Annotated in this window: 16 protein-coding genes; 11 read left to right on the plus strand and 5 right to left on the minus strand. The window is 58.3% G+C overall.

The genetic code is table 11. The features are described from left to right. Window positions 1-127: 127 nt before the first annotated feature. Complete coding sequence (locus ARB25_RS09990; protein WP_156327680.1) at window positions 128-595, minus strand: hypothetical protein; 468 nt, start codon at window positions 593-595, stop codon at window positions 128-130. 277 nt (window positions 596-872) lie between these two features. Between ARB25_RS09990 and ARB25_RS04720 the strand changes: the two genes are divergently transcribed. Next, window positions 873-1,304, plus strand: coding sequence for an Hsp20/alpha crystallin family protein (locus ARB25_RS04720; protein WP_055286214.1), 432 nt, complete (start codon window positions 873-875; stop codon window positions 1,302-1,304). Window positions 1,305-1,386: 82 nt separating this feature from the next. Here the strand turns inward: ARB25_RS04720 and ARB25_RS04725 are convergent, their stop codons facing one another. Then, window positions 1,387-2,196 carry an MBL fold metallo-hydrolase gene (locus ARB25_RS04725; protein WP_055286216.1) on the minus strand — a complete coding sequence of 270 codons (810 nt, stop codon included), beginning with the start codon at window positions 2,194-2,196 and terminating at the stop codon, window positions 1,387-1,389. A gap of 48 nt (window positions 2,197-2,244) precedes the next feature. Between ARB25_RS04725 and tilS the strand changes: the two genes are divergently transcribed. From tilS to ARB25_RS04750, 5 genes are all read left to right on the plus strand, one after another. Continuing rightward, entirely contained in the window at window positions 2,245-3,783 is a 1,539-nt protein-coding gene (gene tilS / locus ARB25_RS04730) for a tRNA lysidine(34) synthetase TilS (protein WP_172676323.1), read from the plus strand. Between the two features lie 147 nt (window positions 3,784-3,930). Beyond that, window positions 3,931-4,479, plus strand: a complete 549-nt coding sequence (gene hpt / locus ARB25_RS04735; RefSeq protein ID WP_035138721.1) for a hypoxanthine phosphoribosyltransferase — start codon at window positions 3,931-3,933, stop codon at window positions 4,477-4,479. 61 nt (window positions 4,480-4,540) lie between these two features. Then, window positions 4,541-6,619 (plus strand): ATP-dependent zinc metalloprotease FtsH, encoded by a 2,079-nt coding sequence (gene ftsH, locus ARB25_RS04740; protein WP_253276048.1) that lies wholly within the window; start codon window positions 4,541-4,543, stop codon window positions 6,617-6,619. A gap of 189 nt (window positions 6,620-6,808) precedes the next feature. Further along, window positions 6,809-7,993, plus strand: a complete 1,185-nt coding sequence (locus tag ARB25_RS04745) for a pyridoxal phosphate-dependent aminotransferase (protein WP_055286220.1) — start codon at window positions 6,809-6,811, stop codon at window positions 7,991-7,993. 165 nt (window positions 7,994-8,158) lie between these two features. After that, entirely contained in the window at window positions 8,159-8,980 is an 822-nt protein-coding gene (locus ARB25_RS04750) for a phosphatase (RefSeq protein ID WP_055286222.1), read from the plus strand. Window positions 8,981-9,058: 78 nt separating this feature from the next. Here the strand turns inward: ARB25_RS04750 and rlmD are convergent, their stop codons facing one another. Continuing rightward, window positions 9,059-10,507 carry a 23S rRNA (uracil(1939)-C(5))-methyltransferase RlmD gene (gene rlmD / locus ARB25_RS04755; RefSeq protein WP_082421871.1) on the minus strand — a complete coding sequence of 483 codons (1,449 nt, stop codon included), beginning with the start codon at window positions 10,505-10,507 and terminating at the stop codon, window positions 9,059-9,061. A gap of 338 nt (window positions 10,508-10,845) precedes the next feature. Between rlmD and ARB25_RS04760 the strand changes: the two genes are divergently transcribed. The 4 genes from ARB25_RS04760 to ARB25_RS04775 all read left to right on the plus strand — a co-directional run bounded on the left by ARB25_RS04760 (window position 10,846) and on the right by ARB25_RS04775 (window position 15,502). After that, the gene (locus ARB25_RS04760; RefSeq protein ID WP_082421872.1) at window positions 10,846-11,706 is read left to right on the plus strand and encodes a transporter substrate-binding domain-containing protein; all 861 of its coding nucleotides are present in this window, start codon (window positions 10,846-10,848) and stop codon (window positions 11,704-11,706) included. Continuing rightward, window positions 11,706-12,359, plus strand: coding sequence for an amino acid ABC transporter permease (locus tag ARB25_RS04765; RefSeq protein WP_055286224.1), 654 nt, complete (start codon window positions 11,706-11,708; stop codon window positions 12,357-12,359). Before ARB25_RS04760 ends, ARB25_RS04765 begins: the two co-directional genes overlap by 1 nt. Beyond that, a complete protein-coding gene (locus ARB25_RS04770; RefSeq protein WP_055286226.1) occupies window positions 12,352-13,116 on the plus strand; it encodes an amino acid ABC transporter ATP-binding protein in 765 nt (254 codons plus the stop codon). Before ARB25_RS04765 ends, ARB25_RS04770 begins: the two co-directional genes overlap by 8 nt. A 310-nt stretch (window positions 13,117-13,426) precedes the next feature. After that, the gene (locus tag ARB25_RS04775) at window positions 13,427-15,502 is read left to right on the plus strand and encodes an elongation factor G (RefSeq protein WP_055286228.1); all 2,076 of its coding nucleotides are present in this window, start codon (window positions 13,427-13,429) and stop codon (window positions 15,500-15,502) included. Window positions 15,503-15,634: 132 nt separating this feature from the next. On the opposite strand, the gene ARB25_RS04780 is transcribed toward ARB25_RS04775, so the two are convergent. Next, window positions 15,635-16,618: a DNA/RNA non-specific endonuclease gene (locus tag ARB25_RS04780; protein ID WP_055286230.1), complete on the minus strand. Its 984-nt coding sequence runs from the start codon at window positions 16,616-16,618 to the stop codon at window positions 15,635-15,637. Between the two features lie 477 nt (window positions 16,619-17,095). Here ARB25_RS04780 and ARB25_RS04785 point away from each other — a divergent pair, with 477 nt between their 5' ends. Then, window positions 17,096-18,790, plus strand: a complete 1,695-nt coding sequence (locus tag ARB25_RS04785; RefSeq protein ID WP_055286231.1) for an ATP-binding protein — start codon at window positions 17,096-17,098, stop codon at window positions 18,788-18,790. A 119-nt stretch (window positions 18,791-18,909) separates the two neighbouring features. Here ARB25_RS04785 and larE read toward each other — a convergent pair whose 3' ends face one another. After that, window positions 18,910-19,788, minus strand: coding sequence for an ATP-dependent sacrificial sulfur transferase LarE (larE, locus tag ARB25_RS04790; RefSeq protein ID WP_055286233.1), 879 nt, complete (start codon window positions 19,786-19,788; stop codon window positions 18,910-18,912). Window positions 19,789-19,907 lie beyond the last annotated feature (119 nt).

The following is a 19,907-nucleotide window of genomic DNA, read 5'->3' on the forward strand; positions in this document are numbered from 1 at the left end:
GGACGGCACCGAGCCGTACGCTTGAACTGAGAAGGGGGAGGCCTCGCGGCCTCCCCCTTTTTTGCGTTTATGGGGCGTAAATGACTCTATTACACCAGACGATCTTATCGTTTTTGGTATTGAGCCTTTATTTAAAGAAGATAAATCGAATAATAAGGGCAACTGCTATGGCCACAATGATCAAAAGCAGGATTGTCAGTCGATGCTGCTTGCGTCTTTTACTTGACGAAACGAAGATTGATTTTCCCTGTTTTGGCGTTTCGAGATAGCGAGCCGAATGCGTCAAGGTTTGCTTGGGTCGAGAACCTCTTTGTTGATGAGCGGCTGATGCTTTCAGTGGCTCATCACTAGCTGCGCTGTTTTTAGATAATGGTGCGTCTTTTAGATATACAGGGTCTCCCGAGGCGACGCCCATATGTTTACGTCCCGTTTGGGCATCCTCGAGTGTTTGATATCGATTTCTCGTCACATACTCGGGCTCCGGATCATTAATGGGCTCTTGCGAGATGTGGGGGCGATGGAACCGCGGCGGCTGCGTGGAAGTATCTTCCCCCCGTGTCGGCATAAACATTTTGTTCTGGTTTTGGTCGTCCATGATGCCCTTTAGCTCGTTACCAACAACGTGTACGCGCTCATTGTAAGCCCCTTGCTATTTGTAGCTGTGAACATACTTGTTATTTAAGCTCTGGTTCAAAGAACCTTAACCTTATTAAAACCTGAGTCAAACACACTTAGATATGCTTATACTACTGGACTCAAAAAACTTTATAGTCGATGTATATATGAGCACTGGGTGGGCATATATAAGAGCGTCAAAAGAAGTCCCAGTCACCTAGAAGATGACTCGGCAGTCCTTAAAAGGAGTGGTAAACATGGCAAGCATGGTTCCTTATCGTTCGGTTTTTGGCGTTCGTCCTTCTGCTAGCTCGTTGTTCGATCTGTTTGATGATATGACCGACCTTGCAAACAACTCGATTGCTTCCAAGGCGTTCCCCGTTGACGTTGAGGATAAGGGCGACGGCTATGAGGTCAAGGCTTATCTGACCGGCGTCGCCAAGGACGATATCGATGTCGAGCTTAACGAGGGCCGTCTGTCCATTAGCGTGAATGTCGAGGAAGACGAGGAGAACGAGGGCAAGAACTTCCTGCAGAAGGAGTTCAACTCGTACAGCGCGACGCGTGGCGTGTATCTAAAGGACGCTTCGAGCGAGGGCCTCTCGGCTAAGTACGCTGACGGCATCCTGACCGTTACGGTTCCCAAGATCGTCGAGAAGAAGAACGTTACGAAGATCTCCATCGACTAACTTCGTTGGTGTTCTGCGCTATTAAAAGACAGCAAAAGGGGCTGGGAAGCGATTCTCGGCCCCTTTTGCTGTCTAGGACAGTCTATTGAATGGTTGCCGGTTGATACTGACTCGCAGGGCGTATCGAGAGTTTTCGCGATCCTTGGAGAAGGGTTGCGGAGCTGCCGACCTCGTCATCCAGAGTTGCGGCCAGAGTTTTGGCATAGCTTTTGACGGTAAGGCTCGGACGATTGTTATCTTGGCTGATATGCATGGCAATGAGCTGTTCGGTGCGATCGGTAACAAGTTCGCGCGCGGCTTCGGCGGCTTGGCCATTGGAGAGGTGTCCCCTTGCAGACAGGATGCGCTCCTGAAGAAAGCGGGGATATTCTCCCTCGCGCAGCATGGTCACATCGTGGTTGCTTTCGAGCGCGAGGACTCGACAATCTTTGAGGGTGTTCATGGCTTGGCTCGATAGCTCTCCGGTGTCGGTGGCAAAGCCGATGGAATCATCGAGGGTGTCGAATCGATAGCCGACTGGATTGATGACATCGTGTGACGTTGAGTAGGTTTGCACGTGGATGCCGGCAATGGATAGGGTGTCACCGGGATCGAATTCCTCGACAGGCAGATGCGAAAGATTTTCTTTGCTCGAAAGAGTGCCCCTGCTGGCAAAGAGGGGGCCGTGCCAGTGCTTGCACCAGACATCGAGGCCCTTGATGTGATCGCTATGCTCATGAGTAATGAGAAGAGCCGAGACGTTGTCTGCCGAGAGCCTCAGTTCTGCCATGCGCTTTAATGTCTCGCGGCGAGACAGTCCGTCATCGACCATAATGAGCCCCTGCGGGCCCTCGATGAGTGCGCAGTTGCCTTTAGAGCCACTGCCGAGGATATGAAGGTGCAGACGAGACATAAGATTCCAAAGGATACAATGGGTGCGGACGAATAGAGGAGGAAGCAAATGCCTACGGTATCTCAGCATTATGGACACCATGCCGTGCCTGGGGCAGTCGATGAGACCCGGACGAGGCAGCAGGCTGCTCCTGTCGTGCTCATGGTATCAGGCGGCGCGGACTCGACGGCACTGCTTCTTATGGCGTGCACATCAAAGCTGGATATCCAAGACGGACGCGGTGTCGCCCCCATTGCTCGCGAGCGCCTGCATGTGCTGCATGTAAACCATCATCTGCGCGGCAAGGCGTCCGATGGCGACGAGGCCTTTGTGCGTGAGCTCTGCGCGCAATATGGTTTACCGCTGTGTGTGGAGCACGCTTATTTTGATGGGGAGTCGGGCAATATTGAGGCCGCGGCCCGCGAGGTGCGCTATGCCGCGGCGCGGAGGTATGTTCGCGAGCTCTGCGCCCAGACGGGGGCACCGCGAACGGCGGCTCGTATCTGCACCGCGCACACGTCTTCGGATCGCGCGGAAACGTTTTTGATGAACGCGATTAAGGGTTCGGGGCCCGCTGGCCTATCGAGCATTCCTCGCCGGAGGAATATCGTGGTGCGTCCCTTGCTCGACCTAACTCACGGCGAGCTCGTGGGCTATCTACAGGTACATGGTCAGCCGTGGCGTGAAGACGAGAGCAATGAGGATATCTCGTATCTGCGAAACTACGTGCGCCATCGAGTGATGCCGGTGGTGGCGCAGCGCAACGCGAGCGTCTGCAAGACGATTGGCGCCGCCTGTGAGATCTTGGGTGATGAAGATGCGTTTCTATCCCAGCTGTCGGCACAGGCGTTTCGAAGCTGTTTGCGCAAAGAGGCAGCGGGCGCACTGGTGCTCGATGCCAGGCGCCTTGCTGCGGCCGAGGTGGTAATCGCGCGGCGCATCGTGCGACTGGCGATCAAACGCATCGATCCGGACGCTCGTCCCGAGATGCGGCATGTTGAGCGAGTCCTTTCCTGCGTTGCCGAGGGTGCCGGCTCGGTCACGCTTCCGGCGGGAATTGACGCGCGCGTTGAGTTTGGCATGCTGGCGTTTAAGGCCCCGGTGGCTCGCGAGGGCCTGGTCGCGGACTGGGTTACCGTACCCGGTCGTTTGCCGTTGGGCGGGGGACGTATGCTGGTCACAGAACCGATGGCCGTTGAGCCGGGATGCGATATCGTGCGCCGCGCCCGTGAGCTTGCAGCTGCCGGGGAAGTGACAGCTTTGGTAGACGCGGCTGCCCTGGGTTTTGCCGACAGCGATAGTGAGCGGATCCTGGCGGGCTCGCGTGGCGAGATCCCTGCCGAGGCGCGATTGGCGCGCCTGTGGGTGGACGGTCCCGCACCGGGAGACGTGATGTGCCCGTTAGGGATGAGTGGCCGAAGCAAGAAAGTATCCGACTTGCTAGGTGAGGCTCGCATTCCCGTTTCCGAGCGCGCCGGCGTGCCCATGGTGAGGACGGCGCCGGGGGGTGCCGTGGTGTGGGTCGCCGGAGTTCGCGCGGACGAGCGTTTTAAATGCACGGCCGCAACGCGCGTGGCGTATCTGCTTCGTGTGGTCGATGCGGAATAGCGTCCCACGCCAGCTATTCTGTGCGACGTTGACGGTATTCCCGCGCTGATGGCGTACGGGCTGGAAAATATACCCCGTGCGCTGCTAGAATGTGAAGTTCGCGTCCATACGGCGGTGTGTGGGCGATAAGCACAAGAAAGGGTTGTCATGGCTTCTCAACATCCGGATATCGAGAAGGTTCTGTTTACGCAGGAGGATATCGACGGTATCGTCTCTCGCCTAGGCGAGCAGATTACGCGCGACTACGCGGGTAAGGATCTGGTGCTGATTGCGGTCCTGCGCGGCGCCGTGGTCTTTATGGGCGACCTGATGCGTAAGATCGAGCTGCCGACCAACATCGATTTCATGGCTGTTTCGAGCTACGGCGACGGTGTGAAGTCCTCGGGTATCGTGCGTATCATTAAGGACCTGGATATCGACATCCGCGGTCGCGACGTGCTGATCGTCGAGGACATTCTGGACTCGGGCCTGACGCTCAAGTATCTGATGAAGAACCTCGAGAGCCGCAAGCCCGCTTCTCTGGAGGTCGCCGCCTTCCTGTGGAAGGACGTTGAGGACCGCGTCTCGGCCATCACGCCCAAGTATGTTGGAACCCATTGCCCCGATGCCTTTGTGGTGGGCTACGGCCTCGACTATGCCGAGCGCTATCGCAACCTTCCGTATCTGGGCATTTTGAAACCGGAGGTTTATTCGTAAGATGCCCGACGACCGTAACGACAACAATTCCCAGACTCCCCGGGACCCAAAGATCCCGGGGATGCCCGGAGGCAAGAAGCCCACGCGTACGGGCTGGCTGTATTTTCTTTTGGCTTGCGCGCTTCTGGGCTATGCCTTCTTTAATATGGGCTCCGGCTTTGCCAGCTCCAGCAATACCGTTAAGCTCGCGACGAGCGAGATGGTCAACGCCATTAAGCAGGATCGCGTCGAAGATCTGACCTATACGGTTCAGGACGGAAGCGTGGCGGGTCATTACTGGAAGACAAAAAAGGACAAGGGCGACACGAGTGAGCTCAAGAGCTTTTCCTCGACCTATGTCGGCTCCGATTCGCTTGCCGAGCTCATGGCGGAGCACCCCGATACCAAGTACATCGTCAACACCAACGATCCCGATTTTTGGGGCGACTTGGCGATGAGTGTGCTTCCGACGATCGCCCTTATCGCCATCATGTTCTACTTTATGCGCCAGATGATGGGCGCTAACAACAGGAACATGCAGTTTGGCAAGACCAACGCCAAGACCAACGAGGCCACACGCCCCAAGGTCAAGTTTGAAGACGTTGCCGGAGTGGACGAGGCAGTCGAGGAGCTCGAGGAGATCCGTGACTTTTTGAGCGATCCGGATCGCTATCGCAAGCTGGGCGCCAAGATCCCACGTGGCGTGTTGCTGGTTGGCCCTCCGGGCACCGGTAAAACGCTGCTGGCCAAGGCCGTTGCCGGCGAGGCGGGCGTGCCGTTCTTTAGCATCTCGGGTTCCGACTTTGTCGAGATGTTCGTAGGTGTCGGCGCCAGCCGTGTGCGTGACCTCTTTAAGGAGGCCAAGTCCCAGGCCCCGTCGATCATCTTCATCGATGAGATCGATGCCGTGGGACGTCAGCGCGGAGCTGGCTTGGGCGGCGGTCACGACGAGCGCGAGCAGACGCTCAACCAGCTGCTGGTCGAGATGGACGGCTTTGAGGAAAGCGAGTCGGTCATCCTGATCGCTGCGACCAACCGTCCTGACATCCTGGATCCGGCATTGCTGCGTCCCGGCCGTTTTGACCGTCAGGTTACGGTCGACCGTCCGGATGTGAAGGGCCGCGAGCAGATCTTGCGCGTGCATGCCGAGAACAAGCCGATGGACGAGGACGTTAAGTTTGAGAAGCTCGCCCAGATGACCGTTGGCTTTACTGGTGCCGATTTGGCGAACCTGCTCAACGAGTCTGCGCTGCTGGCCGCCCGCCGTCATCGTTCCGTGATCTCGATGGACGAGGTCGAGGAATCGATGGAGCGCGTGATTGCCGGACCGCAGCGCAAGGGTCGCGTGATGACCGAGGCCGAGCGCACCACGATTGCCTACCACGAGAGCGGTCACGCCCTGGTGGGCCACATCCTGGAGCACTCCGATCCGGTCCACAAGATTTCGATCGTCAGCCGCGGTCAGGCTCTGGGCTACACGCTGCAGCTTCCGCAGGAGGACCACTTCCTCAAGACCAAGAACGAGATGCTCGACGAGCTCGCCGTGTTCTTGGGCGGTCGCGTTGCCGAGGAGCTCATGTGCGATGACATTACGTCGGGCGCGAGCAACGATCTGGAGCGCGCAACCAAGATGGCGCGCGAGATGGTCACGCGCTTGGGCATGAGCGAGGAGCTGGGCACGCAAGTGTTTGGCGAGGCGCAACATCAGGTGTTCCTTGGTCGCGATTACGCCGATCACCAGGATTACTCCGAGGAGACGGCGCGCCGCATCGATATCGAGGTTCAGCGCATTATGCGTGAGGCCCATCGTCGTGCGGTCGAGATCCTGGACGCCCGTCGCGATCAGCTCGATCTGATGGCGAAGGTGCTGCTTGAGCGCGAGACCGTCGAAGGCGACGCCGTGAACGCCCTGCTCGACAACGAGTGGGAGGCCTACCTTGAGCGCGAGGACGATATCCTGGCGGCCAAGGAGGAGCGCAATGCCAAGGCGGCCGGCATGCCGACCAAGAAGCGCGCGCCTCGTATGAGCGAGGAGGAGCTGGCGGCTGATGCCGCGGCCTTTGCGCAGGCGGCCATGCAGGAGGATGCCGAAGCCGCATCCGATGGTGCTGACGATGACCATGCCGTCAATGCCGGTGCCGACACCGACGCCGACAAATAGTCCTTGTAACAAAAGCCTCCGCGGGGAAACCTGCGGAGGCTTTTTCTTTTGAGCGATATGGGGCCGTCTGTTGATTGGGGACAGACTTAAATGAGTGTTTTCACGCATTTAAGTCTGTCCCCAATCAACATTGCTGCGGCACTTTGCTCGGCTAAAGCGTACAATAGCGCCTATGCGAAAGGGGAACAGATGATCAACGAAACTATGTATGCTCGCGGCGCGGAAAGCTCCATCATCCGCGAGATTTTTAGCTATGGTCTTGAGCGCAAGGCGCAGATCGGTGCGGAAAACGTATTCGATTTTTCGCTGGGCAATCCGAGCGTTCCGGCGCCCGCTGCTGTGGCTGAGTCGATTAAGAAGGCCCTGGAGCTGCCGAGTGACCAGTTACACGGCTACACCCCCGCTCCGGGCCTGCCGCAATGTCGAGCAGCCGTCGCCGAATCGCTCAACCGCCGCTTTGGCACGAGCTATGAGGGCAAAGACGTCTTTATGACGGTGGGTGCCGCGGCTTCGCTTACCTGCACGCTCAACGCCGTTACGAACCCGGGCGACGAGGTTATTGTTATCGCCCCGTACTTTCCGGAGTATCGCGTTTGGATTGAGAAGGCCGGCTGTACGTGTGTTGAGGCGCTCGCCGATGAAGATACGTTCCAGCTGAGCGTTGACAACGTGCTCAAGGCGATTACCGATAAGACGACTGCCGTTATCATCGACTCGCCCAACAATCCGACTGGTGCCGTATATACACGCGACACGCTGACGCGACTGGCCAATGTTCTGCGCGAGGCCAACGCTCAGCGCGATCCCGAGAATCCGATTATGCTCATCTCGGATGAGCCGTACCGCGAGATCGTGTACGGTGCCGAGGTGCCTTGGGTGCCCTCGATCTACGAGAACACCGTGGTGTGCTACTCGTATTCTAAGTCGCTTTCGCTGCCGGGCGAGCGCGTGGGATGGATCCTTGTTCCCAACACCAATCCGCAGGCCGCCCGTCTGATGCCGGCTGTTGCGGGTGCTGCCCGTACGCTGGGTTTTGTATGCGCACCGGCACTCTTCCAGCGCGTAATTATCGACTGCATCGATGAGCCGAGTGACGTTGAGGCCTATGCACGCAACCGCACCGCGCTTACCGACGCACTAGCGGAGTATGGCTACACCTATGTTGAGCCGGATGGCGCGTTCTACCTATGGGTGAAAGCGTTGGAGCCCGATGCGAATGCGTTTTGCGAGCGCGCAAAGAAGTATGAGTTGCTTGCGGTTCCCTCGGACAGCTTTGGTATGCCGGGTTGGTTCCGCCTGGGCTATTGCGTGAGTTACGAAACGATTGTCAATTCGCTACCCGCTTGGAAACAGTTGGCGGACGAGTATCGTTAAAAGCAAAGCGATCTGCCTACAATGTTTTACGTGAAACGGGGTTTGGTGTTAAGCCGGACCCCGTTGTCATGGACGTTGTGTCTTTGGGATGGAGTGGTTTTACGACTATCGAAGGCTATGCGTACAATGAATATAAGCGACGGCCGTGCCAGATAAGGAGACCTGATGCCCTACCTGCTTTCTTGTGACATTCATACCCATACGATGTTCTCTGCGCATGCATATTCGACCATTGAGGAGAATGTGTACTGGGCGGCAGAGCGTGGTCTGCAGGTGCTCGGATCTGCCGACCATTTGAGCTCTATGGTTACGGCTTGCCCCAATGACCTGCGCAGTTACCAGTTCTTTATCAACCAGGATATCTGGCCGCGCATTTGGAGCGGCGTGCTGGTGCTGCGTGGTGCCGAGGCCGATATCGTTTCGCTGGACGGAAGCCTGTTTGGCGAGGACACCCCTGTCACGCTCGATATTGCCGGCGATTCGTACAGCCGTCAGCATTCGCTGTTCGATTTGGTTACGCGTAATTTGGATTATTTGGTTGCGAGCGTGCATAATCCGCAGATTGCTGAAGGCGCGACGCTGGCCCAGACGACCGAGATGTATATCAATGCCCTGGAGCACCCCAAGGTGTTCATGCTGGGTCACACGGGGCGTTCGGGCGTGCCGTTCGATATCGACGAGGTGCTGTTGGCGGCTAAGGCCAAGCACAAGATTATCGAGATCAACAACCATAGTCTTGAACACGGTGTCGACACTGAGCATTGGGCCGTATGCCGCAAGATCGCCGAGCGCTGCGCCGAGCTGGGCGTGGGCATTGGCGTTTCGACCGATGCGCACATTGGCATGGCAATTGGTAAGCTCGATTACGCTCGCAAGATGCTCGACGAGATTCACTTCCCGTTGGATCTGATCGTGACGCGCGACCGCGAGACGCTGCTGCGCGAGATGGCGGCAGCCGGCGTGTGCGATCTGCGCAATGGGATGTAGCGGAGTTTATAAACCAAGCGAAGGGGGCGGCCCAGGCGGGTCGCCCCCTTTCTTGTCCCAAAAATCTACTGAGGTTGGTTAGCGGCGTTCGAGGACCGCTACGGTTTCGGTGTGGTCGGTGTGAGGGAACATGTCGAAGGGCGTGATCTTGAGCAGTCGGTAGCCTCCGTCGAGGAGCTGATGCAGGTCGCGCTCTTGAGTCACGGGGTTGCAGCTGATATAGGTGATGCGGCGCGGTTTAAGTGCGCAGGCAGCTTCGAGGAACTCGGGCGTGGAGCCGGCGCGCGGCGGGTCGATGGAAAGAATGTCGACGCGTTCGTTGTTGTCGGCGGCATCGAGGATATAGTCGGTCGCATCGTCGGCCATAAACCAGGCGCTGCGGGTGAGGCCGTTGAGCTCGGCATTGCGGCGTGCGTCGGCAACGCCCGCCGGGTTGCGCTCCACGCCGAGCAGCATAATGCCGACGCCTCTGTCCTGGGCATCCTTCGCGGCGCACAGACCGATAGTTCCGCTACCGCAATAGGCATCCATGAGTACGTCGCCCTGCTGCAGGTCCATGCCGTCAATCGCGAGCTGATAGAGCAGCTCGGTCTGCTGCGGGTTGGTCTGGTAGAACGCGGTGGGGGAGATATCGAACTCGCAGCCGAGCAGCTGGTCGCGCATGCACTCGGCGCCATATACAATGCGGGTTTCCTCGCCGAGGATGGCGTTGCCGGGACGTCCGTTGATGTTTTGGGCGACGGTGACGATGTGCGGATTGAGTGCGGCGACAGCCTCAAAGAACTCCTGCGCATGCGGCAAGTCGCGCTGAGCGGTCACGAGCGTGACCATGACCTGGTCGGTACGCCAACCGCAGCGGACGACGGCATAGCGAAGCAAACCAAGATGCTTGTCCTCATTAAAGGCGGGAATATGCAGCCGCTCAGCTTCGCGTGCGATGCCGTTGAGAATCTGACGGGCGCCCGGTGCCTCGACGGGGCATTCGGGTACGGCAACGATCTTGTGCGTGCCGCGCTCAAAGAAACCGCACCGGACAGTGCCTTCTTTGCCGGGGGCAAAGGGTGTGGCGGCCTTATGGCGAAAACCGCGCGGCGCAGGATATTTGCCCGGGTCGCCCAGGGTGACGCCCATACCGCGAATGGGGTCGACGCTAATGCCCTCGCGCTCGCAAAGGGTAGCAAAAAGCTCCTCCATGGCGGCCTGCTTGGCTGCCAACTGCTTCTTATAAGGACGATTGAGCGCCGTACACCCACCGCAAGCTTTCATGATGGAACAAGGAGACTTGGGATCAACGGCCTTGCGCGCAGACGGAACCGGATTCTTATACGGGCGCTTGGAGCGAGTCTGAGATGCCTTATCGTCGTTCCGACGAGAGCCGGGACGCTTGGCCTTAGCCTTGCCCTTGGCCGACTTACCCTTCGCGTCCTGAGACGACTTGGATTTCTTAGAAGATTTTTTCTCCTCTGACCCCTCAGCCGCCTCGATCAAAGCACGACGAGCCTTACGCTCCGCACGAGATTCTGCCATCAATAACTCCACTAATTCATGAATTAAAGCTGCAAGTATTGTACCGTGCCAAGCCAGCAGACGATATGCAAGCGGTTTATTCGTGTCAGTGATAAGCCCAACGACGGTTGCCCGCCGCGTGAGGGGTGTGGGGGTTAAGTTTATCGCGAGTTCCGCACGAACAGGAGGCCACTTAATGTGGCCTCCGTCGTGAGCAGGACTGTAGAGCAGGAAACTTAACCCCCACACCCCTCACGCGGCAGGCAAACTCGCCTTGTGCTCTATCACGCTAAAGTGTATGATTCTGGACGTTACACGAATCACTTTACTTAACTAAAGTGCCATCAAGGGGGGATACCATGAACACCGATATGTCTCGTCGTCAGTTTGTTGGTCTAGCCGGCTCGCTCGCCACGGTGCTTGGCCTTGGTCTTGTCGGTTGCGGCGGTGGTGCCGGCAAGGGCTCCGCTGCTGGTTCTGCCGCGGCCAAGGACGTGAAGGGCGCTGCGGAGTCCAAGAAGCTCGTGGTGGGCTTTGATAAGTCCTATCCTCCGTACGGCTTTGTGGGCGACGATGGCGAGTACACCGGCTTTGATCTCGATCTGGCCAAGGCTGTTGCCGATAAGCAGGGCTGGGAGGTCAAATACGAGGCCATCGACTGGGATGCCAAGGATACGCTGCTCAACTCGGGTGCCATCAACTGCATCTGGAACGGCTTTACCATGGAGGGCCGCGAGGACGACTACACGTTCTCCGAGCCGTACATGCTCAACGAGCAGGTGCTGGTGGTCAAGAAGGACGCGGGCATCAAGGGCTGGGACGATCTTGCCGGCAAGACTGTGATTACCCAGACTGATTCCGCTGCGCAGGACGTGCTTGAGGGTGACCAGAAGGATCTGGCGGCGACGTTTGCCACGCTCGACACGATCGGCGAGTACAACACGGCCTTTATGCAGCTCGAGAGCGGCGCGGTCGATGCCGTGGCTTGCGACCTTTCGATTGCCCAGTATCAGCTTGCCGCCAAGCCCGATGCTTATACGCAGCTTGATGAGCCGCTGTCCAGCGAGCACTACGCCGTCGGCTTTAAGAAGGGCGACACCAAGTCGGCCGACGCCGTGACCGAGTCGCTCAAGGCACTCTACGAGGACGGCACGGTCAAGGACCTGTGCGACAAGTATTCAAGCTATGGTCTATCTTTCGATAATTGGGTGCTCAAGTAATGTCTATTCAGGTCATGATGCAGATGCTTGGCCAGGGATTCTTGGTCAGTTTGCAGTTGTTTGTGCTGACGCTGCTCGGGTCGATTCCGCTGGGAATCCCCGTGGCGTTTATGCGCATGAGCAAAATCGCGCCGCTTCGCTGGATTGCGCGCATCTATATCTCGGTCATGCGCGGCACGCCGCTCATGCTGCAGATGTTTGCCATCTACTTTGCCCCGTACTACGTGTTTGGCATTTCGCTCACGCCCGATTCCAAGTGGACGGCGTGCGTCGTAGCGTTCATCATCAACTACGCCGGTTACTTTGCCGAGATCTATCGCTCGGGCCTGCAGTCCATTCCTCGCGGTCAATACGAGGCTGCCGAGGTGCTGGGCTACTCGCGCATGCAGACGTTTCTGTATATCGTGATGCCGCAGGTCGCCAAGCGTATTCTGCCTGCGATGGGCAACGAGATCATCACGCTGGTCAAGGACACGTCGCTGGCGTTTGCCATTGGCGTGGGTGAGATGTTCTCGACGGCCAAGGCGCTGGTCGCCTCGCAGGTGAGCATGGTGCCGTTTGCGATCGCGGCGCTAATCTACTGGGTCTTTAACTTCGTCGTCGAGATGCTGCTGGGCGACGCCGAAAAGAAGCTGGACTATTATCATGACTAACTCAGTGATGAAAATCGAAAGCGCGCGCAAGGCGTTTGGCGGCAATGAGGTGCTCAAGGATATCTCGCTCGAGGTCAAGCGTGGCGAGGTCGTGGCGATTATCGGGCCTTCGGGTGGCGGCAAGTCCACGCTGCTGCGGTGTGCCACGCTGCTCGAGACACTCGACGGAGGCTCGCTCTCGTTTGGTGGCCTTGCCGTTGCGACGGATGCGGGCTCGGGCGCGGTCTATGCGAAGGGCGATGTGCCCAAGCGGGCACGCTCGCGATTCGGCCTGGTGTTCCAAAATTACAACCTGTTCCCGCACTATACCGTGATGAAAAACATCATCGACGCGCCGATCCGCGTGCTTAAGCGCCCGCGCGAGCAGGCGGAAGCTCGTGCGCGCGAGTTGATCGCGCAGATGGGGCTTACGGGCAACGAGAACAAGGTGCCATGTGAGCTTTCGGGCGGCCAGCAACAGCGTGTGAGTATCGCCCGCGCCTTGGCGCTCGATCCGGAGATCCTGTTCTTTGACGAGCCGACCTCGGCACTCGATCCCGAGCTGACGGCCGAGGTACTGCGTGTCATTAAAGACCTTGCGGCGCAGAATATGACGATGGTGATCGTGACCCATGCGATGCAGTTTGCGCGCGATGTTGCCGACCGCGTGGTCTTTATGGACGGCGGTCGTATTGTCGAGGAGGGTCCTGCCGAGCAGGTCATCGACCATCCACGCGAGCAGCGCACCCGTGAGTTCTTGAGCCGTATCGAGGGATAGGCTCAGGTATTTACTCAACTATTAATTGAGGCGAAGCCGCCGCAGGTCTTACGGTCTGTGGCGGCTTTTTGTTTGCATCGACGGGGTTCAATAATCGCCTCACAAGCTTGTCTCTTCCTCTCGCCGCCTGTATTCATACGTGTGCCGAAAGGTGTGCATGGACGGTCGCCCGTGAGGGTAGGGTGGTGGCATAGGACATTTGGAGGGTGAGTCGGCTCGGCTGCCGACCATGCTGCTCCCGGGATGGCATCGACCGCGAACTCTCCCCGTTGGCGTCGCGCAATGCGCGCGGCCCTGCAAGGAGGTCATCATGGGTGCTCCCAAGACCGGTAACGTAAGGAACGTGGTGCTCGTAGGCCAAGGCGGGGTGGGCAAGACTTCACTCGCCGAAGCCATGCTCCACCTTTCCGGCAAGACCGCCCGCCTGGGCGGCCACGACGGCACCAAGCCTACGCTCGACTATGACCCTGAAGAGGTCAAGCGTTCATTCTCCATCTCGACGACCATTGCGCCAATCGACTGGAAGGGCGCGCGCATCAATGTGCTCGATGCCCCGTGCTACCCCGATTTTATCGGCGACGCCTTTGCCGCGATGAGCGTCTGCGAGACGGCTCTGTTTGTGGTCGACGTCGAGGCCGGCCCACAGCCTACGACGGTTAAGCTCTGGTATGCCGCCGAGGACCTGCGCCTGGCGCGTGCGGTGTTCGTAAACCGCCTGTCGCGCTCCGAGGCCAGCTTTGCGACCACGATGGACCTGCTGCAAGAGCGCTTTGGCACGCGCTTGGGCGCCGTGACCCTTCCCTGGGGCGAGGGCGAGGACTTTGACGGCATCATCGACCTGGTGCGCATGAAGGCGCGCCACTGCAACGGCACCGAAGCCGTTGAGTCGGAGATTCCCGAGGAGTATCGTGCCCAGGCCGAGGAAGCCCATGACCATCTGTGCGAGCTGGTGGCCGAGGCTGACGATGAGCTGATGATGAAGTACCTGGAAGGCGAGGAGACGCTGACGCAGGAGGAGCTTGAGGGCCTGCTGTCGAAGGCGATTGCCGAGCGCATCTTTGTGCCGGTCTTTGCGGGCGATTGCATTAAGGAGCAGGGCGTCAACTCGCTGATGGACGACATCGCCACGTACTTCCCGGCGCCGACCGACTACGGCGAGATGCCGCTCATCGACGGCGATTCGCTCAAGATCTCGAGTGACGATGACCGCCCGGTGGCGTTTGTGTTTAAGACGCTGGCCGACCCGCAGCAGGGTCGCATCAGCTTTATCAAGGTGCTGACGGGCACGCTTGAGCCGGGTCTTGAGCTGGTCAACGCCCGTACGCGCAAGAGCGACCGTCTGGCTCACCTGTATGTGATGTGCGGCCGCGACATGACCGAGGTCGGTCACGCCTATGCCGGTGACATCATCGTGGCGCCCAAGCTGGCTGCCGAGACGGGCGATACGCTCTCCATTACCGGTAAGGTCGAGGCTGCGGCGTTTAAGTTCCCCAACTCTCAGTACCGCATCGCCATCGAGGCCGAGAATCGCGGGGACGAAGAGAAGCTCTACACGTTTATCGAGAAGGCCTGCAAGGCCGATCCGACTATGAGCATCGACCGCGACGAGGAGACGGGCCAGACTATCATCTCCGCCGTGGGTGAGGCGCAGGTTTCGGTGCTGCTCAACCGTCTGGAGGACCGCACCAAGGTCGCTGCCAAGAGCGTGCCGATCCGCATCCCGTATCGCGAGACCATCCGCCGCACGGCAAGCGCCCAGGGCCGCCACAAGAAGCAGACCGGTGGTGCCGGTCAGTATGGCGACTGCTGGCTGCGCGTTGAGCCGCTCATTGGGCCCGACGGCACGAGCGACGGCTACGAGTTTGTGGATGAGGTCGTGGGCGGCCGCATTCCGCGCTCGCTCATCCCTGCCGTGGACAAGGGCGTCCAGGAGACCATGAAGGACGGCATCATTGCCGGCTATCCGCTCACGGGCATTCGCGTGGCTGTGTACGACGGCTCGTATCACAGCGTCGACTCCAACGAGATGGCGTTCCGCGCGGCGGCTCGCATCGGCCTGCGCAAGGCGTGCGCCGATGCCGACCCGGTGGTGCTGGAGCCCATCGAGGAAATCACGGTGACTATTCCCGAAAGCTACGCCGGCGCTGTGATGGGCGACATCTCGGCATCGCGCGGTCGCGTGACGGGCATGGAGACCGATGAGCGCGGCGACACCGTGGTCATTGCCCAGGCGCCGCTGGCAGAGCTGACGGATTATTCGACGCGCCTGCGCTCTATCACGCGCGGTACGGGCGACTTTACCATGAAGCCCGCTGGCTATGAGCAGGTGCCTTATGACGTTCAGGCCAAGCTGGTCGAGCGCTATGAGGAGGGCCGTGCCAAGTAGCGTGTGGCTTTGCCTGCAATGTGGGCGCTGACGAAAAGGCCACCCTGGGTAATCCAGGGCGGCCTTTTTTTGATCCCTTGGGGACGGAGGAAAACGGATCATTTTTTTGGGTTACGGGCGGCGCTGTCGGTACTAGTCGCCAGATGCCTGGTTGCGGCCGGTGGCGTAGTCGATTTGCACGTGCGGCTGCAGGTTGTAGCAATATACGTGGAAGCAGAGGGTCTTGCCGTGGTCCTCGATCGATTGCGCCTCAAGGCGCACACCGCGGCAGACAAGTTCCTCTTCGCCATACATGGGCGTGACGCGGTAGAGCACATGGTTGCCCGTGTCGCGGATGTAGCCGAGAATCTGCTCCTCAAACGGCAGCATGCCCGTTTCGTTGAGATAGCGCGTGCCGGTGAGGAGATTTTTGCGGTTGGCGTTTTCGCCGCAGAGCGACCAGGCGATGAGGTGGCAGCGGTTGTAGAGGCTCTGGCCCGGAATAAAGTCGTAGCGCTGCTGGTGCCAACCGGCAGGATGGATGCGCGAGATATCGCCGCGCTTTCCCTGTCCGAGCGACTCGGGGCCTACGCAGGCGAGCGCCTTGCGGGTGCGGCCTAGGCTATCGAGCTTGGAGAATTTCTTAAAGCAGCCCTCTTCGGTGGCGCGATCGTATTCATCGAGTGTGAATGACGGCGTGCCGAGCGGGTGCGTGCTGTCGGCGCGAAGGGCAACGTAGGGGTTGCCGGCGTAGTCGGGAATGCTGCTGAGATAAACACCGCGGGCGCGGTTGAGGTCGGGGTTTTCGACCTCGTCGATGGGGGTGGCGGCGCTGTCCGCGGAAGCGCCGTCGCCGGTGTCGGTTGCGGCGGAACCGGAGCCATCGCCAGGGTCCTGGTCGTTTTGAGGGTCCGAGGAGCTCGCCGTTCCCGATTCGAGCCGGGCGACCAGGTCCGCCTCGTCGTCGGTGCGGCTGGGACTTTCGTTTTGTTTCTCGGCCAGAGCTACCGCCTGCTCATCGCTTTGCGGCGACAGCAACTTGGGCGCTCCGTCGAGCGATCCCGTAAACAGCGCAAACCCGAGCACCACGGCGGTGCCGATGGAAAGTACTTTCTTGTAGGCGGACTTGCGCGACATTGAGGCTCCTGGATGGGCGGTTGGGAATCTACCAGTCTAGCAGGAGCCGGCAGGGGCCGTTCTGTCGAACAAATACTCAAGATTTTGGGGCAAACGCTGCTGGTTCATTTGCCTCATATGGAGCTGCAGCGGTTATGCATGTGGGGCTATTCGGAGTTTCCCCAGATAAAACCTACCAAAATAAACCTGTCCTTTTTTGGCAGGCTAATCGTGAGTTATTTCACCGCAACTTAGGGTACGGTTAGGAAGTGTGCACCTTAAAGAGTGGAGCCCTTGATTAGAGAGATTACGCTCGTCTCTCTAAATATCTCTTTAAAGAGAAGGTCAGTTAAAGAGATAACATTAGGAAATCTAGCAGTGAATTTGATGCATCTCTCTAAATTTCTCTCTAAAATAAGATGCCTATCTCTCTAAAGTTAGAGAGATATACTATACTTTAGAGAGATAAATCTATCGTTTTAGAGAGACGGAATGCCAATGCTGCTGGATGAACCTCTTGGCCTTATCGTTGAGCGCCTTCGCAGGCGGGGGACTGATGACGCATCGGTAGAAGTTAAAGCCTGCACGAATAAATTGAGCGCAGACGTATGGGAGACAGTGAGCGCTTTTGCGAACACTGCGGGTGGGCTCATTATTTTGGGCCTGGACGAGGCCGAAGGATTTGTTCCTTCGGCTAACTTTGCTATCGATAGGGTGCGCGATCAGTTTGTTTCGGGTATCGGAGACGGAGGCTCAGCGGCAGTGGTGACCCATGCGCCGCGGTACGAGCTTGATCGAGGCGAGGTCGACGGGCTCCAGGTGCTTCTGGTGCGCATCTTTGAACTTGAGCTTAAAGCGAAGCCTTGCTATATCGGCGCGCGCGGCGTGCAGAACGGTAGCTACAAGCGCGTGGATGATAAAGATATCAAGATGTCACCCGCTGAGCTATATGAGTTGCAGAGTGCGTTGCTTCCGAGCGATGCAGACGGCACGGTGGTTTCGGAGGCAACGGTCGAGGATTTGGATCCAGATGTCGTGCGGTCTATTATCGCAAATCGCCGGCTGCAGACCCCGCGCGTTTTGCGCGGGGCCGATTCGCTGGAAAAGCAGCTGGTCAGACTCAATATCACTACAAAGGATGGTGCCGTGAAGCTCGCGGGGCTTCTGTCGGCGGGAATTTACCCCCAGCAGTTCTATCCCAAACTGATGATCGATGTCGCCGTTCATTCCGATGTGGAAAAATCTGCACCCGGGCAACCCCGGTTTATTGACCGCCAGTTGTGCGATGGCCCGATTCCGGCTTGCATCGAAGATGCCCTTGCCGCGATTGGACGAAACTTGCGCAAAGCGACGATAGTGCAAGGCGCTGGCAGAAGGGAGGATTGGGAAGTTCCCCAGGAGGTTTTGCGCGAGGCCTTGGCAAATGCCTGCATCCATCGAGAATATTCGCCCATGTTTGTGGGGCAGGCCGTGAGTGTTGATATCTATCCAGACAGAATAGAGATCAAAAACCCTGGCGGGCTTTGGGGCGGAAAGACGGTGGACAATCTTGCAGACGGGGAATCGCGCTGCCGAAACCCAAAGCTCATGAGCCTAATGGGGGCGACGCCGTTAGAGCATGCCGAGGGGGCCGTTGCGGAAAGCCAGGGATCTGGTATCCCGGCTATGATTCGCGAGATGGAGTCTCGTTCGCTTGGCAGGCCGAAATTTATCGTTAAGGCCGATTCGTTTACGGTGCTGCTTTCCCGGCACGGGGCGGAGCTTGCTGAAAACCGCACGTGGATTCAGAGCCATGTGGGCGCCGAGCTGACGGATCGCGAAGAAACATTGCTCATGTTTATGCGGGAGCATGGGTGCGTATGCGATGTTCAAAAAATACGAGAGGCCCTGAAGTGGGATTCGGATGACATTCGTCTGATCTGCGGGGACCTTGTAGATAAACATGCCCTGTCAAAATGCGGCAAAGACACGTTCGAAATTATCGATAGGAACAGAGAACCGTCAGCTTCGACGGCGGATAGGATCCTGGAGGCTCTCAGCGCCGAAGTGGATATGACGGCGCGAGAAATAGCGGTTGCATCGGGGGTCAGAATTTCGTCTGTCCGTTACCATCTGCCAAAAATGGCGGATAAAGGGCTCATCGAAGTAATGGGTTCATCGACGAGTCGTAACCGCCGATATCGGAAGAAGTAGATGCAGCCGGGTCGCCTCTCTAGTGCCTCTCGAAGTTAGATGGGTGCTAGAGGAGCGACTGCCTCGCGATATTTCCCCAGATAAAACCTGCCAAAATATACCTTTCCCTTATTGGCAGGTTACTGATTCATGGCACCGTGAATGTAGGGGGTGACCTCAGGGGAGATATGGTCGCAGCCCAGTTCGCGCAGCGCGGACTCGATAACGGCGGGCAGCGGGGTTTTGCCCTCGGCATCGACGGCGTTGCCGCCGAGGGCAGCAATCTTGGCGACATCTGCGGGTGCGGCCTCGATATGCATGCAGCCGCCGATCAAGCGCGCGCGTACCTGTGCCAGATCAAGATCGTGCAGGTAATCCTCGCAGGCGCGGATTAAATCGACCTTCTCGCGCGTAAGCTCCTCGCCCGTGGGGACGCGGGTGGCAAGACATGCTCCCGCCGGCAGGTTCCAAACGGGATAGCCCCATGCGCGCAGCAGCTCGCGCTCTTCGTCCTTGGTAAAGCCGACCTCCATGAGAGGGGAGCGTACGCCGAGCTCTTCTGCCGCGCGCATGCCAGGGCGGTAGTCACCGCGATCGCTTGCATTGCTGCCATCGATGACGGTGGGAAAGCCGAGCGACTTGGCGTGGTTGACGATGGCGGTAAAGCCGGCGTGCTTGCAGTGGTAGCAGCGATTAGCATCGTTGCAGGCTACTTGGGGGAGCTGCAGCTGATCCACCGAAAGATTGAGCACGGGGAGCTTAAAATGCGGCCCCTCATTGGCCTGTCCATCAACGGACTGCTCAAACGAAGTCTGTTCGGGCGTGCCGATGAGCGGCGTGGCGAGATGGACGAGGAGGGTATTGGTAGGCATGATGCGGGCGCAGACCGCGGCCAAAAAGCTGCTGTCGACGCCACCGGAAAACCCGATAGCCACGCGCCCGTATGCCAAAAGCAGCTGTTCGAGCGCCGATAGCTTGTCTTGAAGCTCCTCTGCGGGTACCGTGGTGTCTAAAATCATGAAACGATCCTTATCGTTGAGTACTCGATTGAAAACTATAATCCTAATGCGTTACTTGCCATAAGACTTCTATCTGTGTAACGAAAGTGCAATATGGTATATACGTTATATACAAGTTG

The sequence above is a fragment of the Collinsella aerofaciens genome, assembly GCF_001405375.1.
Lineage (GTDB): Bacteria > Actinomycetota > Coriobacteriia > Coriobacteriales > Coriobacteriaceae > Collinsella > Collinsella aerofaciens_F.

Coding starts and splice junctions, on each gene's coding strand:
- ARB25_RS04725 (WP_055286216.1), bottom strand. CDS start 2,196: ATGTCTCGTCTGCACCTTCATATCCTCGGCAGTGGCTCTAAAGGCAAC.
- tilS (WP_172676323.1), top strand. CDS start 2,245: ATGCCTACGGTATCTCAGCATTATGGACACCATGCCGTGCCTGGGGCA.
- ARB25_RS04780 (WP_055286230.1), bottom strand. CDS start 16,618: ATGTCGCGCAAGTCCGCCTACAAGAAAGTACTTTCCATCGGCACCGCC.
- rlmD (WP_082421871.1), bottom strand. CDS start 10,507: ATGGCAGAATCTCGTGCGGAGCGTAAGGCTCGTCGTGCTTTGATCGAG.
- ARB25_RS04745 (WP_055286220.1), top strand. CDS start 6,809: ATGATCAACGAAACTATGTATGCTCGCGGCGCGGAAAGCTCCATCATC.
- ARB25_RS04760 (WP_082421872.1), top strand. CDS start 10,846: ATGAACACCGATATGTCTCGTCGTCAGTTTGTTGGTCTAGCCGGCTCG.
- ARB25_RS09990 (WP_156327680.1), bottom strand. CDS start 595: ATGGACGACCAAAACCAGAACAAAATGTTTATGCCGACACGGGGGGAA.
- ARB25_RS04785 (WP_055286231.1), top strand. CDS start 17,096: ATGCTGCTGGATGAACCTCTTGGCCTTATCGTTGAGCGCCTTCGCAGG.
- ARB25_RS04720 (WP_055286214.1), top strand. CDS start 873: ATGGCAAGCATGGTTCCTTATCGTTCGGTTTTTGGCGTTCGTCCTTCT.
- ftsH (WP_253276048.1), top strand. CDS start 4,541: ATGCCCGGAGGCAAGAAGCCCACGCGTACGGGCTGGCTGTATTTTCTT.
- ARB25_RS04765 (WP_055286224.1), top strand. CDS start 11,706: ATGTCTATTCAGGTCATGATGCAGATGCTTGGCCAGGGATTCTTGGTC.
- ARB25_RS04750 (WP_055286222.1), top strand. CDS start 8,159: ATGCCCTACCTGCTTTCTTGTGACATTCATACCCATACGATGTTCTCT.
- ARB25_RS04775 (WP_055286228.1), top strand. CDS start 13,427: ATGGGTGCTCCCAAGACCGGTAACGTAAGGAACGTGGTGCTCGTAGGC.
- ARB25_RS04770 (WP_055286226.1), top strand. CDS start 12,352: ATGACTAACTCAGTGATGAAAATCGAAAGCGCGCGCAAGGCGTTTGGC.
- hpt (WP_035138721.1), top strand. CDS start 3,931: ATGGCTTCTCAACATCCGGATATCGAGAAGGTTCTGTTTACGCAGGAG.
- larE (WP_055286233.1), bottom strand. CDS start 19,788: ATGATTTTAGACACCACGGTACCCGCAGAGGAGCTTCAAGACAAGCTA.